A 19,367-nucleotide genomic window follows, 5' to 3' on the forward strand; every position below is an offset into this window, starting at 1 on the left:
GCGCGCGCACCTGGCGCAGAAGAAGGATGAAATGGACGAACTCTCTGCCGCTGTAATTTCGGGGGCCGCTCGCGACACCCTGGAGCACATTCCGGTTCCTGCCGAGTACACCGCAGCCCACTTGCGCGTCGAGGACATCGACGTGTTCACCGGCGTCGAGGACAAAGACGTCAGAAAGTCGATTCACGTCGGCCCCGTACCCATGCCGGAACTCGCGCCCGACGAGGTGCTGATCGCCGTCATGGCATCCGCGATGAACTACAACACCATCTGGTCAGCCAAGTTCGAGCCCCTGCCGACCTTCAACTTCCTTCGCTACTACGGAAAACAGGGCGGCTGGGCCTCGCGGCACGACCAGCCGCACCACGTCCTCGGTTCGGACGCCGCCGGAGTGATCGTGCGCGTGGGCATCGGTGTCCGGAACTGGCAGGTCGGCGACCACGTCGTGGTGGCGACGGCGCACGTCGACGACCAGGACCCGCTCACCCACAACGACGGCATGCTCGGTGCGGAACAGCGTGCCTGGGGGTTCGAAACCAACTTCGGCGGGTTGGCAGAGTACGCGGTCGCGCGGGCAAGCCAGCTGCTTCCCAAGGCCACTCAACTGAGCTGGGAAGAGGCCGCGTGCAACCCTCTGTGCGCGGGCACGGCCTACCGGATGTTGATCAGCGAACGAGGCGCCAACATGAGACAGGGCGACGTAGTCCTCGTGTGGGGCGCAGCCGGCGGCCTGGGCGGGTACGCCGTGCAGTTCGCGCGAAATGGTGGCGGAATTCCGATCGGAATCGTCAGTTCGGACACGAAGGCCGAAGTGGCGCGCAAACTCGGCTGTGAGCTGGTGATCGACCGACGCGAGATCGGCGAGATCTCGGCTGACCCGTCCGTGACCGCCGCGGCGGCAAAGCGGCTGGGAAAGATCATCAGGCGGGAGATCGGCGAGGATCCACACATCGTGTTCGAGCACGTCGGCCGGGACACTTTCGGCATTTCCGTACTGGTGGCCCGGCGCGGCGGGGTCATCGTGACCTGCGGATCGAGCACCGGCTACCACCACACCTTCGACAACCGCTACCTCTGGATGCGCTTGAAGAAGATCATCGGCAGCCACGGCGCGAACCTGTACGAGCAATGGCAGACGAACCGGCTCATCCAGCGTGGCGGCGTCCTGCCAATGCTGTCCGAGATGTATCCACTGGAACGGGTCGGCGAAGCCGCGCGTGCGATTCAGAACAACGAACACTTCGGCAAAGTCGGAGTGCTCTGCTTGGCGCCGTCCGCTGGCCTCGGCGTCACCAATACTGATCTACGCGCGAAGATCGGCGAAGAACGCATCACTCCACTGATGCCGGTATGACCAAGTCTCACTTTCACCGCAACGCTCGGCGAGGAGAAGCCTGGTGGTCCCTGCCCGCGAACAGTTCATCGCACAGTTGACAAGCTTTTTCAAGGACCAGTTGCTTGCCGAGCCCGACGCCACCGACTTGGCCCCCGACACACCACTCCTGGAATGGGGAATTCTCACGTCGATCAACACTGTCCGGCTTATCGCCTTCATTCGTGGCGAACTGGGCGTGGACGTGTCGGCCGCCGACCTGAACGGCAGCAACTTCCAAGATCTGGACAGCATCGCCACCCTGCTGCTGACGCGTGCAGTGCACGCCTGAGCCACCGAGACCGCGACCTCGAGGGCATCCATCGAAAATCGAACGGAGAGTGCAGTGGCTGCTGGTTTCGACTTTGACATCGGCATCATCGGCGGCGGTCCGGCCGGGTCGACGATCGCCTCTTACCTCACGAAAGCAGGACTCTCCGTCGCCGTCTTCGAAAGTGAGACGTTTCCCCGGGCGCACGTCGGCGAATCCCTGGTCCCGGCCACCACACCCGTGCTGACCGAAATCGGTGTGATGGACAAGATCGATGCTGCCGGTTTTCCGCACAAGTACGGCGCGGCGTGGACTTCGGCGGAAAAGCGGCCCGTCGACCACCTGGGTTTCCAGGGCCTCGATCACGACTTCCGGGCCGCCGAGGTGATGTTCGCCGAACGCAACCAGAAGGGCGTGGACCGCGACTACACCTTCCACGTGGACCGGGGTAGGTTCGACCAAATCCTTCTGCAGCACGCCGAAAGCCTCGGGGCCACGGTCTACCACGGTGTCCGGGTCAACCGAGTCGACTTCGGGACGCCGGAGCGTCCGGTTCTCCAGGCAAAGATCGGGAACCAGCGGGTCGACGTCCCGGTCAGGATGGTGGTCGACGCCAGCGGCCGGCGGACCCTCCTGGGCTCCCAGCTCAAGGTGAAAGTACCGGACCCGGTATTCGACCAGTACGCCGTGCACGCGTGGTTCGAAGGCTTCGACCGCAAGGCTTTGGCGGTCGAGAAGCAGCAGTCCGACTACATCTTCGTCCACTTCCTGCCTCTCACCGACACCTGGGTCTGGCAAATCCCGATCACCGACACCATCACCTCGGTCGGTGTAGTCACCCAGAAGGCCCGGTTCAAGGAGCACCACGGAGATCTCGACAGCTTCTTCTGGGAAACTGTCGGCAGCCGACCACCGGTCTTGGACGTGTTGAAGAACGCCAAGCAGGTCAGGCCGTTCAAGACCGAGGGCGACTACAGCTACGGCATGTCCAGGATCGCCGACGACTCGCTCGTGATGATCGGCGACGCCGCGAGGTTCGTCGACCCGATCTTCTCGAGTGGAGTGAGCGTGGCACTCAACAGCGCGCGGATCGCGGCCACGGACATCATCACCGCGGCCGAAGCGGGCGACTTCCGCAAGGAACGGTTCGAGACCTACGTCAGCGCGATCCGGCGGGGAGTGTCCAACTGGTATGAGTTCATTTCGATCTACTACCGCCTGAACATCCTGTTCGCCGCGTTCGTGCAAGACCCGCGGTATCGGTTGGATGTGCTCAAACTGCTCCAAGGCGACGTGTACGACGAGCAAGAGCCCCAGGTTCTGGCCGCGATGAGGCAGGTCGTCGAGGCGGTCGAGAACGATCCGACCCATTTGTGGCACAAATTTCTGGGAACGTTGAAGGCGCCCACCGTGGCCCCGCGTTTCTGAGTCATCCGGCCGCGTGGTGGCGCACGAGAGACGCGTCTCCGCGCCGGCCTCAATCGTCTTGGGGGAACTCCTATGGCCGCCGTGCGGCGAACGAATCAGGGACCTCCCGTCGCCATCGTGGGCATCGGCTGCCGTTACCCGGGCGGTGTGGTCGACCTCGGGTCATTCTGGCGCACCCTGCGCGACGGCGAGGGGGTGATCGGCGAGCTACCTCGGACACGGTGGGCCCAAGGGAGCTCGGGGGAGGACAGTTCCGCGCCCGGAACCGCCTACGGCGGCTTCCTGCCGGACGTCGACCAGTTCGACGCGGACTTCTTCGGGATCTCGGCGCGCGAGGCTCGGGAGATGGACCCGCAGCAGCGGCTGTTGCTGGAGGTCTCCTGGGAAGCGCTCGAACACGCCGGGGCGACCCGATCGGGACTGTCGGGCTCTCGCACCGGGGTGTTCTTCGGCCTGCTCGCCATGGACTACATGCTGCTCCACACGAAGACCCGCGGAGTCAGGGGAATCGGCCCCTACTTCGCCAGTGGTAAGGAGTTCAGCTTCGCGGCCGGGCGGGTGGCCTACGCGCTGGGGCTCCAGGGCCCCGCGATGTCGGTCAACACCGCGTGTTCCTCCTCTCTGGTGGCAGTTCACCTCGCCTGCCGCAGCCTCGCCGCCGGCGAGAGCGACATCGCACTGGCCGGCGGCGTGAACGTGCTGGTTTCGCCGGAGATCTCCGTCTTCATGAGCAAGGTGCAGGCGCTCTCCCCCACGGGCCGCTGCAAGCCGTTCGCGGCCGACGCCGACGGTGTCGTCCGCGGTGAAGGTTGCGGTGTGCTCGTGCTCAAGCGGCTCGAGGACGCATTGGCGGCCGGGGACCGGGTGCTCGCCCACGTCCACGGCACCGCCATGAACCAGGACGGCCGAAGCGCCGGGCTCACCATGCCCAACGCCTCCGCGCAGGTCGCATTGCTGCGCGAGACGTTGCGGCAGGCGGAGACTCCAGCCGATCAGGTCGTGTACGTCGAAACACACGGCACCGGCACGCTGCTCGGCGACCCGATCGAGGCCGCTGCGCTGGCCGAGGTGTTCGGCCCCGGACGAGACCGCGAAGGTCCCCTTCACATCGGTTCGCACAAGGCGAACTTCGGTCACACCGACGCGGCAGCCGGAGTGACGGGAGTCATCAAGGCTGCGCTCATCGCTCGCCACCGGACGCTGCCGCCGCAGCTGCACTTCGACACGCCCAGCCCGGCCGTCGCCTGGGCCGACGGGCCGCTGCGGATCACCACCGAAGCCGAGAAGCTCGTCTGCGACAACGAGGCTCTCTTCGGCGTGAGCGCGTTCGGCCTCAGCGGCACGAACGCGCACCTGCTGCTCTCCGCCCCGGCGGTCGAGGACTTCCCGCGCGCCCCGGAGACCACCCACCAGCCTGTGCTGCTGCTCTCCGGTTCCACCGCGGAGGCACTCCGGACCAGAGCCGCCGATCTCCTGGAGACCGTCACCGACATCGACCCCGCCGGGCTTCCCGATCTGCTGCACACAGCCGCTGTCCGCCGCAGCCATCACGAGCACCGGGCCGCTGTTGCCGCTTCAGGTGCCGATGAGCTCCGTGACTCCCTGCGCGATCTGTCCGAAGGCAATCCGGACGAGCGCACGGTGACCGGGTTCGCCACCTCACGCCGACGCCGCCAGACCGTCTTCGTCTTCTCCGGCCAAGGCCGGCAGTGGCGCGGAATGGGACTCGATCTGTGGGACCGGGAACCGGCGGCCGCGGTCGTGCTCGACGAGTGCGACCAGGTGCTGCGGCGCAACGGGTTGCTCCCGCTGCGCGATCTGCTGAGCGAGCTCGACCCGACTGCCACCGAGCTCTCCCAGCCCGTCTTGGTGGCGGTGCAAGCGGCTCTCGACGCGGTTTGGCGATCACGTGGCGTGGAGCCCACCCTCGTGCTGGGCCACAGCGTGGGAGAGATCGCGGCCGCCCTGAGTGCGGGCGCGCTCGACCTCGCCACAGCCTTGTCCCTCGCCGTGCGCCGGGGACGGATCACGGCGGGAGCAGCGGGCAGCGGACAGATGCTCGCAGTCGCACTGTCCGAACAGGACGCCATCGATGCCCTCCACGGATCTCCGCTCCACGTGGCCGCGGTCAACGGGCCGAACTCGGTGGTGCTCGCCGGCACCTCCGCCGACGTCCACGCCGCTGCCCGAAGGTTGGCCGCGCACTCGGTCAGGTGCCGGTTGATCCCCGGTGCCCACGCCTTCCACAGCCCGGCGATGGCCCCCTACGCCGAACGGCTGGCCGAGGAGCTGGCGGACCTGGTCCCGCTCGGCGCGGCGCCCGCGTTCCGCTCGACGGCCGATCCCGAGCACCACTCGGGCCCGCTCGACGCCGCGTACTGGGCCGCCAACGTGCTGAACCCGGTTCACCTCTGGCCCGCGGTGCGCGGCATCCTCGAATCCGGCGACGCCGACTTCATCGAGATCGGCCCGCACCCGACGCTGGTCCGCCCGCTCACGGAGAGCCTCACCGCCTGCGGCAGGAGGGGCATTGCGGTTTCCTCACTGCGCTGCGACCGGGACAGCCGGACGACCCTCCTGGCCGGTCTCACCGAACTCCACTGTGAGGGCGCGACCGTCCGGTGGGACGACCTGGTGCCGGGAAGGCTCACGGACCTTCCGCGTCATCCTTGGCAGCACGAGTCTTTCTGGCTTCCAGGCGTCGTGCCGGGAACGCAGACCGCGCCGGGGACCGACTCGGCAGGCCCGCAAGAGGATGCCCCGGCGGCGCCCGTGAAATCCGCCTTTCTCAGCGAGGCGGCACCGCCGGCGGACTTCTCTCCTCAGGCCGCGCCGACCCGCAAGGCGCTGCTGCAGCGGCTGAGCGTGATCTTGGCCGAAGTCCTGGGCGAACGGCCCGGCAAGCGGATTCCGGTTCGACGGGGTTTCACCGACCTGGGACTGGACTCGCTGAGCGTGGTCACCTTCACGGACCGCCTGAGATCGGCCTTGGGAGTGGAAATCCCCACCACCGCACCGTTCGACCACCCCTGCCTGGAAGACCTGGTCGACTTCGTGCAACCGCTGGTCACGGTGAAGGCCAAGGGCACACCGCCGGGCCGGACCGGCGCCGGTGCCACGGCACCCGACGACGACGTGATCGCGGTGGTCGGCCTGGGCTGCCGGTTCCCCGGCAGCCCTACTCCACAGGACTACTGGCGGATGCTGCTCGACGGCCGTGAAGTGATCCGCGATCTCCCCGCCGACCGGTGGGATCGGCTCGCCCACCTCTCGGAAGGAGACTGGAGCCCCGGCACCATGTCCACTCCGTACGGCGGCTACCTGGACGACGTCCACGGCTTCGACGCCGCTTTCTTCCGCATCTCACCGCGTGAGGCGCACAGTCTCGATCCCCAGCATCGGCTGTACCTGGAGGTCGCCTACGAGGCACTTGCCGACGCAGGCACTCCGGTCGAGCGGCTCCGCGGCTCCGCCGTCGGCGTTTTTGTCGGCATGAACAGCACGGACCACGCCCAGCGGATGAGCGGTCGCCTGCAGGACGTCGACTTCTACTACGGAACCGGTAACTCCTTCGCCGGCGCAGCTGGGCGGCTCTCCTACTTCCTCGGGTTGACCGGGCCGAGCATCGCGGTGGACACCGCCTGCTCGTCTTCGCTGACGGCCGTGCACCTGGCCGGCCAAAGCCTCCGCAGCGGGGAGAGCGAGGTCGCCGTCGCGGGTGGTGTCAACGTCATCCTCGGTCCGGCGATCCCGATCTCGATGTCCGCCGCCGGAGCTCTGTCGAGCAGCGCACACTGCCGCACCTTCGACGACGAAGCCGACGGCTGCCTCCGCGGCGAGGGGGCGGGGGCGGTGGTGCTCAAACGTCTGTCCACGGCCCGCGCAGACGGCGACCGGGTCTACGCCGTGCTCCCGGCGACCGCCATCAACCAGGACGGGGCCAGCAGCGGGTTGACCGTGCCGAACGGAACCGCACAGGAGCGGCTGATCCGGCAAGCCCTGGCGCAGGCCGGGCTGCACGGCTCGCAGGTCGGTTACGTCGAAGCCCACGGCACCGGGACCCCGCTGGGTGACCCGATCGAACTGCAGGCGCTCGCCCAGGCACTACGACCGGAGGCGGCCGCCGAGGACGAAGCGCTCCGGGTCGGCTCGGTCAAGGCGAACATGGGCCACCTCGAAGCCGCTGCGGGTGTCGCCGGTCTGATCAAAGCGGTGCTTTCGGTTCACCACGGCCGGATCCCGCCGCACATCGGAGCGCGGACGCCGACCCGCAAGATCGACTGGCCGGGCCTGCGGCTCGCCCTCGCCGGCGAGGACCCCGGCTGGCCGAACCCCGGCAGCCGCCGGATCGCCGGGGTGAGCGCCTTCGGCTTCACCGGCGCCAACGCACACATCCTCGTCGCCGAGCCGCCGATCGACGCCGAGCCGCCGGCCGTAAACCCGGTCCCGGCTCCTTCGCGATTCGTCCTGCCGCTGTCCGCCGCTCAGCCCACCGCCTTGCGGGACGCCGCCGGACGTCATTCGGTGGCCCTGGCCGGCCTGGAGCCCTCGCAGCTGGCGGACTTCGGGTACACCGTCGCCGCCCGCCGCAGCCACTTTGACCACCGGGCCACGATCGTGGGACGCGATCTCCCCGAGCTGCAAGCCGCGCTCACATCCGCAGCCAAGGGCGAAACGCACTCCGGGCTGGTTACCGGCTCCGCCGAAGTCCCACGCAGCTGCGTCTTCGTTTTTTCCGGCTACGGGTCGCAGTGGCCCGGTATGGGACGCCGGCTGTTGGCTGAGGAGCCGGTGTTCGCGGAAGCGGTACAACGCTGCGAAGAAGCGATGCGCCCCTGGATCGACTGGTCTCCCCTGGCGACTCTGCTCGGCGAACCCGGCAGCCGTTCCTTCGACACGGGCGTCTCGCAGGAATTGATCTTCATGGTGCAGGTCGGCCTGGTGGAGCTGTGGCGCGGCTGGGGCGTGCGCCCCGATGCCGTGGTGGGACACAGCATGGGCGAAGTCGCGGCGGCCTGGACCGCCGGAGCGCTGACCCTCGCCCAAGCGGCGAAGGTGCTCTGCCTGCGCTCACAACTGTTGGAGACCATGCAGGGAACCGGTGGTTCGCTGACCGTCGGTCTGTCCCCGGAGGCCCTCGCCCCGTACTTGGTCATCTACGCGGACCGGCTGCACGTCGCCGTGGTCAACAACCCGCACAACGTCATGGTCTCCGGCGAGGTGACAGCGCTGGACGAGCTCGCCGAGGAGCTCGCCGGTGAGAACATCTTCGCCCGGCGGACCAAGTTCTCGGTGGCCGCGCACAGCCCGCTGATCGAGCCGCTGCGTCCCCGGCTGATGGAGCGCCTGGCCGAGCTGACCCCGGCCGGAACCCGGATCCCGATGCACTCCTCGGTAACGGGCTCCGTAGTGCCCGGTTCGGAGCTCACGTCGCGGTACTGGGGACGCAACCTGTGCGAACCGGTGCTGTTCCAGGCCGCCATCGGCTCGGTGGAAGACCCCGCGGAACGGGTGTTCCTGGAGGTGTCGCCGCATCCGGTGCTCACGCCGTCGGTCGAAGACTCGCTGGCCGCAGCCGGCAACGTGATCCCGTGCGTCGTGCCGTCGTTGGTGAAGGACGAGGACGAGGTGGGCTCGCTGCTCGGCAGCCTGGCGGCCCTGCACACGAACGGCGTGCCGGTCGACTGGCGGTCTTTCTACGGAGCGAGCAGGGCGGTGGTGAGCACACCCGGCTACCCGTGGCAACGGAGCGAGTACCGGATGGCAGACGACGCGCCGGTGCGCTCCGGCGCACCGCTGGTCGGAGAACCCATCCGGCCGGCGTTCGCTCCCGGCACCAGATTGCTGCCGGTGGCCGTCGACGGGGTCCGCAACCCGTGGCAGGTCAGCTCGGGGACAACCGGCTCGTCGGTCAGCGCGGCCGCGCTGCTGGACTCGGCGCTGCAAGGCGCCGCAAGTGCCGGCGCCGCCGCCCTGCGCGGCGTGTTGTTCGGCCCCGCGCCGACGGTCGACGCGAACGACCGGGCGTTGCTGCAGCTGGCAGTCCGATCGGCGGAAGGCGCCCTTTCCCTCGACGCTGAGGGCGGTCTGGGCGCGGCTGCGCTGACAGCCTCCCTGGTGAACGCTCACGACGAGGAGATCACCGTCCCCTGGTCCGATGGGGCGCCCGACGGCGCGCTGCGAAGCCGGCTCGCGGCGGAGTTCCCGGCACTGCGGGTGACCGAAGCGCGAACCGGTCCGCTGGGCGTCGAAGTCACCGCGGTCCTGCCTCCTTCGGCCTCCCGCCACCGGATCCCACCAGCGCTGCTGGGAATGGCACAAAGGCTCACGGAAGGGATGGAGGGCGGTTCTGCCGAACCCCACTCCATCGGCGCGGTCCGGGTCAAGGCCGCGATGGACGGAGTCGTGCGGATGCGCCGCGGCATCCTGCGGCAAGACGCCGAGGGACGCAAGGAGGCCGACCTGGTCGTGCTGGACCCGGCGGGGCGGGCGATCCTGGAGCTGGGCTCGCTTTGTCTCTCAGGAGCGGCCGATTCGACCCCCATGGACGAAGACCCGGCCACCGGGGTGTTCTACCGGATGGCCCGCCGCTCCGAGCGGCCGCCTCGAGCGGCCGATCCGGCTCGGCGGTGGCTGGTCTGCGGTGACACCGGACACCTGGCCGGCGCCGTCGCCGACCAGCTGGGTGACACAGGCCTGGAGGTCGTCCGGATCCGTTCCGGGAGCGCCGCCGACGGAGTGGACGGCAGGCGGATCGACCCAGCCGACCGCGACGCCTGGCAGGCTCTGCTCGCCGAGTACGCCGACGAGGTGCCCACAGCCGTGTGCGTTCTGTGGCCGCTGGAGCAGCTGGACACCGACTCCGAGGGCCGGCGGGTGACCGCGGCTCTGGCCGGAGCGCTGGCCCGGGCAGTCGGTCCGGTGGCCCGGATGTGGGTGGTCACCCGGAACGCGCTGATCACCCACGCGCGCGGCGGCTGCCCGGACGGCATCCAAGGTGCCCACGCCGGGATCGGACGGGCTCTGGCCATGGAGCGGCCTGACGCCTGGGGCGGCCACGTCGACCTCTCCTGTGGCAGCGGCGAAGAGATCTCGGCTCTGGTGACCTGGCTGTCATGCGGCCCGGCGCACGACCACATCCGGCTCGAACACGCCGCCGCAGAGGTCGGCACGATCACCCCGGCTCCGGTTTCTTTCGGGTCGCACAGGTGGCAAGTGCCCGACCCGGCACAGTGGTACCTCGTCACCGGTGCCGGAGGTGAGCTGGCCGGTCCCGCAGTGGACTGGCTTGTCGGAGCGGGCGCGAAGCGGATCGCGCTGGCGGGTCCGGTACGCGAAGCCGAGCCCCGGGTCACGGCCTGGCGGGCAAGCGGTTGTGAGGTCGAGGAGCTCGCCGACACCGATCCGACCGGCCTGGTCAGGCAGCTGAACGCCGATGGCGGCCTGGGCGGTGTGGTCTGCGCGACGCCGCCCTTCCCGGCCACTCCGCTGGAGGAGATCAGTGATGCGCGGCTGCGGGCAGAGCTGCGGCGAGCCGAGCTGGCCGAGCAGTTGGACCGGATCACCGCCGAGGCACATCCCGCCCTCTTCGTGGTGCTCGGGTCGGCCGCGGGCACGTGGGGGTTCATCGGGTCCGGCGCGATGGCGGCGGCCGACTGGCGGCTGCTGGCGCTGGCCCACCGCCGGCTGCTGGCCGGCCTGCCGGTCACCCACCTGGACCTGATGCCGGTGGAGGGCTCGGCCACGCTCGACGAGCGCACCAGACGGCTGTTGGCCGGCAGTGGTGTCACCCCGCTCGGCGGGGCTGCCGTCACCACCGCCTTGGCCCACCTCGGGGGCACCCGGTCGATCGGGCTCACCCTCGCCGACATCGACTGGGACACCTTCGGCGCCCTTTTGGCCGATTCTCCCCATCGCAGCCTGTTCGCCGGTGTGCTCTCCGACGCGGGCGGACAGGAGGACGGCACCCGCTTCTTGGCCACCTTGGGCCGGCTCGAGCCCGCCCACCGCCGTGACCTGATGCTCGACCGGATCTGCGCACACGCGGCGAAAGTGCTCGGACTCACGGACGGCGAGTTCCCGGCGCAGCAGGGCTTCTTCGACAGCGGCATGGATTCGGTCACGGCGCTCACGCTGCGACTGGGGCTGGCCAAGGATTTCGAGCTGGCGCTCTCGGCCACGGTGGCCTTCGAACACCCCACTGCCGCCGCGCTCACCGACCACCTGCTGGACCTGCTGGGGCTCGGGCAGTCGCCGCAAGACCGACCGGAGCCCGTCGGGCCGCCGGACTCCGAGATCACCGACGACCTCTCCGACGAAGAACTGCTTCGCCTGCTGGACGCCGAAATCTCCGGTTCTCCGGAGCACGGAGAGGAAAACTGATGCCCGAGACCGGAAATTCAGTCGACCAGAACGCACTTCGCAGCCGTGTCAAGGAATCGCTCGGCACCATCCGGAACCTCCGAGCCAGGATCCGGGAGCTGGAACGCGAACGGTCCCAGCCGCTCGCCGTCATCGGCGTCTCCTGCCGGCTTCCCGGAGGCGCCTCCCCTGCCGAATACTGGCAGTCGCTGACCGAGGGGCGCGGCCACGTCTCCCGCTTCCCCGAGGACCGGCATCCGACCACGGGCTACCACCATCCCGACCCCGATCACCCTGGTACGGCCTACTCCCTCGCCGGCGGCTTCCTCGACGCTCCGGTGGACGGCTTCGACCCCGCGGTGTTCGGCATCTCGCCTCGCGAGGCAGTCGGCATGGACCCGCAGCAGCGGCTGGTGCTCGAGCTGGCGTGGGAGGCGTGGGAAGACGCCGGGCTGCCGCCGAGTTCACTGCGAGGAACCCGGACCGGGGTGTTCATCGGGGCGAGCACCTCCGACTACGTGCGCATGCGCCAAGAGGAAGGAGCGATCGAGGACGCCGACCCCTACCAGCTGATCGGTGAGCCCAGCTTTCTCGCCGGCCGGATTTCCTACACCTTCGGCCTCCAAGGCCCCGGCCTGGTCGTGGACACCGCGTGTTCGTCGTCCCTGGTGGCGGTGGAGCTGGCTTGCCAGTCACTCCGCACGGGCAGCAGTGACATGGCGCTGGTGGGTGGGGTGAACTTGTTGCTCACCCCTTACGGCTTCGTCCTGGTGAGCAGGCTACGGGGATTGGCTTCCGACGGTCGCTGCAAGACGTTCGACGCCTCGGCCGACGGATACGCCCGCGGGGAAGGCGGCGCGCTTTTCGTCCTGAAACGGCTGGAGGACGCCCAAGCCGCAGGCGACCGCGTGCTCGCGTTGATCCTCGGAGTGGCCACCGCCCACGACGGACGCAGCAGCGGCCTGACCGTACCCAACCCCGCCGCTCAGCAGAGCGTGATCCGCTCCGCTCTCAACGACGCCGGCGTCCGAAGCACCGAACTCGCCTACGTCGAGGCCCATGGCACCGGCACCCAACTCGGCGACCCCATCGAACTGGTGGCCCTGGGCGCCGTGACGGGCCCGGGACGATCCGAAGACCGGCCGCTGCTCGTGGGCTCGGTGAAGACGAACATCGGCCACCTCGAGCCGGCGTCCGGAGCGGCCGGGCTGCTCAAGACGGTGCTGGCGCTCGGGCACCGTTCGATCCCCCGGCACCTGCACTTGACGCAGCCCAACCCGCAGGTGCCGTGGACAGAGCTGAACCTCCGGATCACGACCGAGGACACTCCGTGGCCGGAGGGGCCTCGGATCGCCGGTGTGAGCAGCTTCGGCGCGAGCGGAACCAACGCCCACGTGGTCCTCGGCGAAGCTCCGGCGCTGCCCGCGCGCGGGGGCGTTCCCCGCACCACCTGCGTCCTGACCTTGAGCGCCGATTCTCCCGAGGCGCTGCGCGCGACGGCCGAGGCCTACGCTGCCTTGGTCGAGCCGGCCGATGCCCGTGCGCTGTCCGACATCGCCTACACCACCCACGTCGGCCGCGATCGGATGAAGTACGGCCTGACGGCGGTGGGCGACAGCAGGCAGGTCGCCTCGGCCCTCATCGCCCACGCCACCGGCCGCCGGCACGATCACGCGGTCACCCTCGCGCCCGCCCGTGCCCGAGCGAGCAGGCTCGGCTGGTTGTTCACGGGTCAGGGCTCGCAATACACGGGGATGGCCGGCGGGCTGTTCAGGTCGGAACCGGTGTTCGCGGCAGCGCTGCACGCCTGCGCGGCAGCCCTGGACCCATTGCTCGACCAGCCACTGTTCTCGGTGCTCTTCGACAACAACGACTCCCGCGGGATCGACCGCACCGGGTTCACCCAGCCCGCCCTGTTCGCTGTGGAGTACGCGCTGGCCCGGCTCTGGGAGCACTGGGGCGTCACACCGGCGTGGGTGCTGGGACACAGCATCGGTGAAATCACGGCGGCGTGCGTCGCCGGTGTGCATTCCCTGGAAGACACCGCCCGGCTGGTCGTCGCGCGAGCTCGGCTGATGGAGGCGCTGCCGTCCGGCGGTGCGATGGAGACCCTGGCGTGCAGTGAGGACATCGCCCGCGCGGCGTTGACGGAAGCCGGCCCGCTGCCCTTGGTGACGCTCGCGGCCGTGAACGGACCCACTGATGTAGTGGTTTCCGGGCCCCGCAAGGATCTTGACGAAGTCGTCGCGATCCTGGCTTCGCAGGGCATCAAGCACCGGCCGTTGAACGTGTCGCACGCGTTCCACTCGCCTCTGATGGCGCCGATCCTCGACCGGTTCAGGGCGGCCATCGCGGGTCTGACCTTCGGCCGGCCGAGGTACCGGCTGGTGTCCAACGTGACCGGGCGCGAATGGGGCCCTGACCAGGCCCGCCCGGATTACTGGGTGGAGCACGTGACGGCGACGGTGCGCTTCGCCGACGGCATCGAGGAAGTGGTGGCGCAGGGCTGCCGCACGTTCCTGGAGCTGGGCCCCGCCCCGGTGCTGCTCGGCCTGGCGGCCCGTGCGGTGCCCGACGACGGCATGGCCTGGGTACCCTCGTTGCGCCGCGACCACGACGACGCGCTCGTGCTGGCCCAGGCGCTCGGCGCCCTGCATCACCGTGGTGTGGCGGTGAACTGGGAGCAGGTGCATCAGGCGGAAGAGCCGCGACGCACAGCAGTGCCTACCTACCCATGGCAACGTCGCAGCTATTGGTTCCCGCAGCGTCGGCCGAACAGCGCCGAGACCGCCACCCCGAAAGGGGTGTCACCATCGGGGGCAACGGACCCTGTGCCTCGCACGCCGTCCGAGCAGACAGCCTGGGACCTGGTCTGGCGCCCGTACGCACCGGCGTCCGGCTCGGGTTCCCTGGCCGGACGACGGCTTCTCCTGGTCGGTGGCGGGGAAAGCGGCGACAGTTTGGTGACGCGTTTACGCGAAGCCGGCGCCGTCGTGCATCAATGCCCGGCCGAAGCCAGCCAGGTCGTGGACTTCGTCGGCTCGGCCCGCGTGGACGATGTTGTCCTGCTCGGTGCGTTGAGTTTGCCGGCCGGCGATCTCGACGCTGGTGTGCTGGAGCAGGCCAGAGCAACCTGCGAACACGTCTTTCTGGACACCGTGCGCAGTCTGGCCGGGTCGGCGGCCGCCACCCGGCTGTGGGTGGTGACCCGCGGCGCCCAGTACACCGGCCCGGGCCAGACCGGCGTGTGCCTCGCCGCGGGGCCTTTGTGGGGTTTGGGCAAGGTTGCCGCGCTGGAGCACCCGGAACTGTGGGGCGGGCTGCTCGATCTCGACCCGGCAGGCGGCCCGGAAGAAGTGGCCCGGATCACGGCTTTCCTGCAGCGCGAGGACGTGGAAGACCTGGTCGCCGTTCGGGGCTCCGAGAGGAGGGTGCCTCGGCTGGTCGCCGCCCCCGCCGCACGAGAACCCGGCCTGCCCGACTTCGCCAAGCCAGGCAGCTACCTGGTCACCGGCGGCCTCGGCTCGCTCGGTCTCGCGACGGCCGGATGGCTGGCCCGCCACGGGGCCGGCACAGTGGTGCTGGCCGGACGTACCGGCCTGCCGGATCGCTCGCGGTGGCAGGACGGTTCGCTCGGCTCCGCAGTCCTCGACCGAATCGCCCTAGTGCGGCGGATCGAGTCCCTGGGTGCCGAGGTCAGAGTCGTGACCTTGGACTGCGCCGACCCCGTCGCGCTCCGGCGTCTGGTCGAGGATCTCGCGGAAGCCGGGCAGCCCTTGCGCGGAGTGATCCACGCGGCAGGCGTGTCCGAGCCGCAGTTCCTGCGTGAGTACGACCAGCCGACCTACAACCGGACCGTGCACGCCAAGGTCGCCGGCACCTGGGCCGTGCACACCGCCACCGCCGGTCTGGATCTTGACTTTTTTGCCTGTTACTCCTCGATCGCCTCCGTCTGGGGCTCCCAGCACCTGGCCGGCTACTCCGCCGCCAACGCCTTCCTCGATTCGTTCGCCCATTTCCGCCGGCTGCGGGGGTTGCCGGCGACCACCGTGAGCTGGGGCCCGTGGGCGATGCCGTCGGGCATGGCGGACGACGGTGTGCTGCGCTTCCTGCGCTCGATCGGCCTCCATCAGCTGAACCCGGACCAGGCGTTGGAGCAGCTCGGCCACGCGGTGGCCTCCGGTGTCACGCACCGGACGGTCTGCGCCGCCGACTGGTCCGTGTTCTGCGACTTGATGTCGGCTCGTGGGGAGCGGCCGATCCTGCGGGAGCTCCGGGCCGGGCCCGTGCCCGTCGCCCGCGCGGAGACCGCCGACGGGCTGACCGCACGTCTGCTCCCCCTCACCGCCGAGGAGCGCGTGACAGTGCTCGACGGCTACGTCAAGGTGCAGCTTTCCGAAATCCTGGGCGTGCCCTCCACCGATCTGGACGACGACACCAGCCTGCTCGACCTGGGGATGGACAGCCTGATGGTGATGGAGCTGATCAAACGGTGCCGAGACGACCTCCACCTGGAGATCGACAGCGGCGAGTTCTTCGCCTGCCCCGGTTCCGCCTGGGGCTCCCTTCTGCAGCGCCTGGTGCAGCAGCAGTACCCGGCCGACGCCGCGACCTGATGGCCGCCGACGCTTCGGTCCGTCCACCCCGTCCGTTCACCCTGGAGGTAGTCCGATGAGCGCCAAGCCGAACCAGACAACCTACGACGTCGCCATCCTCGGCGCCGGAATCTCCGGATCGATCCTGGCGGCCATCCTCGCGCGCAACGGGGTGAAGACAGTCCTGGTCGACGCCGGCATCCACCCGCGCTTCGCGGTCGGCGAGTCCACCATCCCCTACACGTCGATCATGATGCGGATCATGGCTCTGCGGTACGGGGTGCCGGAGCTCGCCAACCTCAGCGAATTCGCCCTCATGCGCACCAAGGTGACCTCCAACATCGGGCGGAAGCGAAACTTCGGTTTCATCTACCACGAGGAGGGACGCCGGCAAGATCCGAAAGAGATCAACCAGTTCGTCATCGCGTCCGCGCTGCCGGGCGAGTCACACATGTTCCGCCAGGACGTCGACGCCTACGTGTTCAACGTGGCGCTCGGTTATGGGGCGGTGCCGAGGCTGGGCAGCCGGGTCGACGAAGTCGAGGTGGCCGGTTCCGGGGTCACCCTGTCCGTCGTCGGTGGTCCGGAGATCCGGGCGAGGTACGTGGTCGACGCCGGTGGCCACAATTCACCGCTGGCCAAGAAGTACGGGTTGCGCGACGAGGTACCACAACAGGAGACACACTCGCGGACGCTGTTCACGCACATGGTGGGCGTGCGACCGTTCGACGCCTGCCCGGCCGGTGCCAAGCACGACAACCCGAGCCCTTGGCACGAGGGAACCCTGCACCACGTCTTCGACGGCGGCTGGCTGTGGGTCATCCCCTTCGACAACCACAAGGCGGCGACCAACAAACTCTGCAGCGTAGGCCTGACCTTGGACCCCCGTCGGCACCCCAAGGGCGACGAGCCTCCCGAGCAGGAGTTCGCCGCGTTCCTCGAGCGGTTCCCGGACATCGCCCCGCAGTTCGAGGACGCGGTGGCGGCCCGGCCGTGGGTCTCGACAGGACGGCTGCAGTACTCGTCCAGCAAGGTCGTCGGCGACCGCTTCTGCTTGACCTCGCACGCCGCCGGTTTTGTGGACGCCCTCTACTCGCGAGGACTGACCAATACCACCGACGTGGTCAACTCCCTGGCCTGGCGGCTGATCGAGGCGACCCGCGACGACGACTGGTCAGCCGAGCGCTTCGCCTATCTCCAGCGACTGCAGGACGGCCTGATCCGTTCCCACGACGAGGGGGTGGCAAGCTCCTTCACCTCGTTCCGGGACTACGGCCTGTGGAACATGACCTTCCGGCTGTGGGCGCTGGGCAGCGTGTTGGGAGGCATGAACCTCCAGGACGCTCTCGTGCGGTTCGAGCGGACCCGGGACCCGATCATCTGGCGAGAGCTGGAGGCTCAGCCCCACCCGGGTGCGGTGTTCGCCGCGAGCGACCACTTCACGAAGTCCATGGAACCCGCCTGGGCGGCTTGCCGCGACGTCCAGAAGGGCCTGATGACCCCGGACCGGGCAACCGGCATCCTGCACGACGTGCTCCAGGACGATAGTTACGCGCCGCCGGCGTTCGGTCTCAGCGATCAGGCGCACCGTTTCCACAACCCGAATCCTGCCCGCATGCTGCGCACCATGCGCTGGGCGCGCCGCGGAGCGGACCCGGAGATCGGAGTGATCGTCAACAGCGCCCTGGGCGGGTTTCTGCGGTCCAAGCCGAAAGAGCTGGTGAAGGGGCGGACGGCATGGCAGTGACCCGTCCAGCGGACGAACACCAGCACCGCGTCGCCGTGCTCGGCGCACACCTCGGCGGGGCGATGCTGGCGGCCATCCTCGCCCGGGCCGGCCTGGAGGTCGTGCTGGTGGACGCCGCCGAGGACCCGACCACCCCTTCCGGTGAGGACACCGTGCCCTACACCGCCGAGGTGTTCGGCTTGCTGGCGCGGCGCTTCGAGCTTCCCGAGCTGTCGGCTCTGGGCCACTTCGAGCTCCTGCCCGAAGAGGTGCGGGCGAGCTCGAAGGCCAAGCAGAACATCGGCTTCGTGTACAGCGAGCCAGAACGTCGGGTGCGCGCGCATCACCTGGTGCAGTTCACTGTTCCCGGCGAGCACGGCGAGGCGCACCTGTTCCGCCCGGACATCGAGGCGTGGGCGCACCGCGTTGCGATCCGCCACGGTTGCCAGGCGCCGGCCGGCAGGCCGGCGGTGACCGCCGTGCGCGGCTCGGCCGGCGATTTTGTCGTCGAACTGTCCGACGGCGGAGAGGTGCACGCCGAGTTCGTGGTGGACATGGCGGGCCGGAACGCACCGATGCTGGACCGGCTCGGCCCCGAACCGGTCCGCCGGCCACTTCGGCACCGCGCCCGGGTGCTGACCGCTCATCTGCGAGGGGTACTGCCGCTGGAGTCTCGGGTCTCCCCCGGCGCCAGGGGCACCGCGTGGAGCGAAGGGACCACCCACCTGGTCTTTCCGGGTGGGTGGATCCAGGTGGTGCCCTTTGCCGAGGGGCAAGTCACCAGTGTCGCGGTCACCCTGGAACCGGGGGCTTGGCCGGAGCACGGGGGCTCGCCGGAGGAGGAGTTCCACGACCTGGTCCGGGCGTTCCCCGATCTGGCCCCGGCCTTCGAGGCGGCGGTGGTGACCCGACCGTGGACCCGCGAGAACTCCTCGCAGTACCAGATCACGCACTCGACCGGTGAGGGTTTTGTGGTCCTCGACAGGTCGGCGTCGCGCAACGACCTGATGCTCTCGCGCGACCTGACCTTGACCGCCGAGCTCGTGCACGCCGCGGCCGTCAGCCTGCTGGCGGCGAACCGCACCGGCGACTGGTCGGCGGACCACTTCGCGCCATTGGAGCGGTTCCAAGCGGAGCTGATCGACCACGGCGACCGGCTGATGGCATCAGCCCTCACCGCGACCGCCGACTTCCGTCTCTGGAACGCGTTTTGCCGCGTCTGGCTGCTGCACACGATGTTCGCGGCGCTCTCCCTCAAACGAGCCCGCAACGACGCCCTGGCCCGCCCTGGACGGCTTCGGCAATGGGAAGCGGTGGACCATTACCGAGGCAGTGGCATGTGGTTTCCGGTCTATCCGGGTATCACCCTGCTGTTCGACGACACCGTCGGAACCGTGCAGAAGGTCGCGGACGGCGTGCTCGCTCCGGGTGCGGCGGCAGAGCGGATCTTCGCGCAGCTGCGGACATCCGCTTTCCTGCCACCTGTTTTCGGCTTCGACAACCCTTCGGACCGGTACTACAACCTCACTCTCTCGAAACGGCTGAGGGCCCTGCTGTGGGCCAGGCGCTCGGCGCCGCCGGCGGTCCGGCGGGTGCTGACCGGGCCCTGAGCGC

Annotated in this window: 7 protein-coding genes; all 7 read left to right on the forward strand. The window is 69.2% G+C overall.

Annotated features, from left to right (window positions below; genetic code table 11):
• Positions 1-31: 31 nt before the first annotated feature.
• The 7 genes from ccrA (at position 32) to ACZ61C_RS28815 (ending at position 19,363) form a co-directional block, all read left to right on the forward strand.
• Positions 32-1,354: a crotonyl-CoA carboxylase/reductase gene (ccrA, locus tag ACZ61C_RS28785; protein ID WP_465310968.1), complete on the forward strand. Its 1,323-nt coding sequence runs from the start codon at positions 32-34 to the stop codon at positions 1,352-1,354.
• A gap of 43 nt (positions 1,355-1,397) precedes the next feature.
• On the forward strand, positions 1,398-1,664 hold the full coding sequence (locus tag ACZ61C_RS28790) for an acyl carrier protein (RefSeq protein ID WP_465310969.1): 267 nt from the start codon (positions 1,398-1,400) through the stop codon (positions 1,662-1,664).
• 54 nt (positions 1,665-1,718) lie between these two features.
• The gene (locus tag ACZ61C_RS28795) at positions 1,719-3,071 is read left to right on the forward strand and encodes an NAD(P)/FAD-dependent oxidoreductase (protein WP_465310970.1); all 1,353 of its coding nucleotides are present in this window, start codon (positions 1,719-1,721) and stop codon (positions 3,069-3,071) included.
• 117 nt (positions 3,072-3,188) lie between these two features.
• Complete coding sequence (locus tag ACZ61C_RS28800; protein WP_465310971.1) at positions 3,189-11,453, forward strand: type I polyketide synthase; 8,265 nt, start codon at positions 3,189-3,191, stop codon at positions 11,451-11,453.
• The gene (locus ACZ61C_RS28805) at positions 11,453-16,048 is read left to right on the forward strand and encodes a beta-ketoacyl synthase N-terminal-like domain-containing protein (protein ID WP_465310972.1); all 4,596 of its coding nucleotides are present in this window, start codon (positions 11,453-11,455) and stop codon (positions 16,046-16,048) included. Before ACZ61C_RS28800 ends, ACZ61C_RS28805 begins: the two co-directional genes overlap by 1 nt.
• A gap of 55 nt (positions 16,049-16,103) precedes the next feature.
• On the forward strand, positions 16,104-17,774 hold the full coding sequence (locus ACZ61C_RS28810; protein ID WP_465310973.1) for an NAD(P)/FAD-dependent oxidoreductase: 1,671 nt from the start codon (positions 16,104-16,106) through the stop codon (positions 17,772-17,774).
• A 107-nt stretch (positions 17,775-17,881) separates the two neighbouring features.
• The gene (locus ACZ61C_RS28815; RefSeq protein ID WP_465310974.1) at positions 17,882-19,363 is read left to right on the forward strand and encodes an NAD(P)/FAD-dependent oxidoreductase; all 1,482 of its coding nucleotides are present in this window, start codon (positions 17,882-17,884) and stop codon (positions 19,361-19,363) included.
• Positions 19,364-19,367 lie beyond the last annotated feature (4 nt).

The sequence above is a fragment of the Amycolatopsis sp. NPDC104587 genome, assembly GCF_055583645.1.

Excerpts from the sequence above, each read along its gene's own strand:
- ACZ61C_RS28805 (WP_465310972.1), top strand. The coding sequence starts at position 11,453 with ATGCCCGAGACCGGAAATTCAGTCGACCAGAACGCACTTCGCAGCCGT.
- ccrA (WP_465310968.1), top strand. The coding sequence starts at position 32 with ATGGACGAACTCTCTGCCGCTGTAATTTCGGGGGCCGCTCGCGACACC.
- ACZ61C_RS28810 (WP_465310973.1), top strand. The coding sequence starts at position 16,104 with ATGAGCGCCAAGCCGAACCAGACAACCTACGACGTCGCCATCCTCGGC.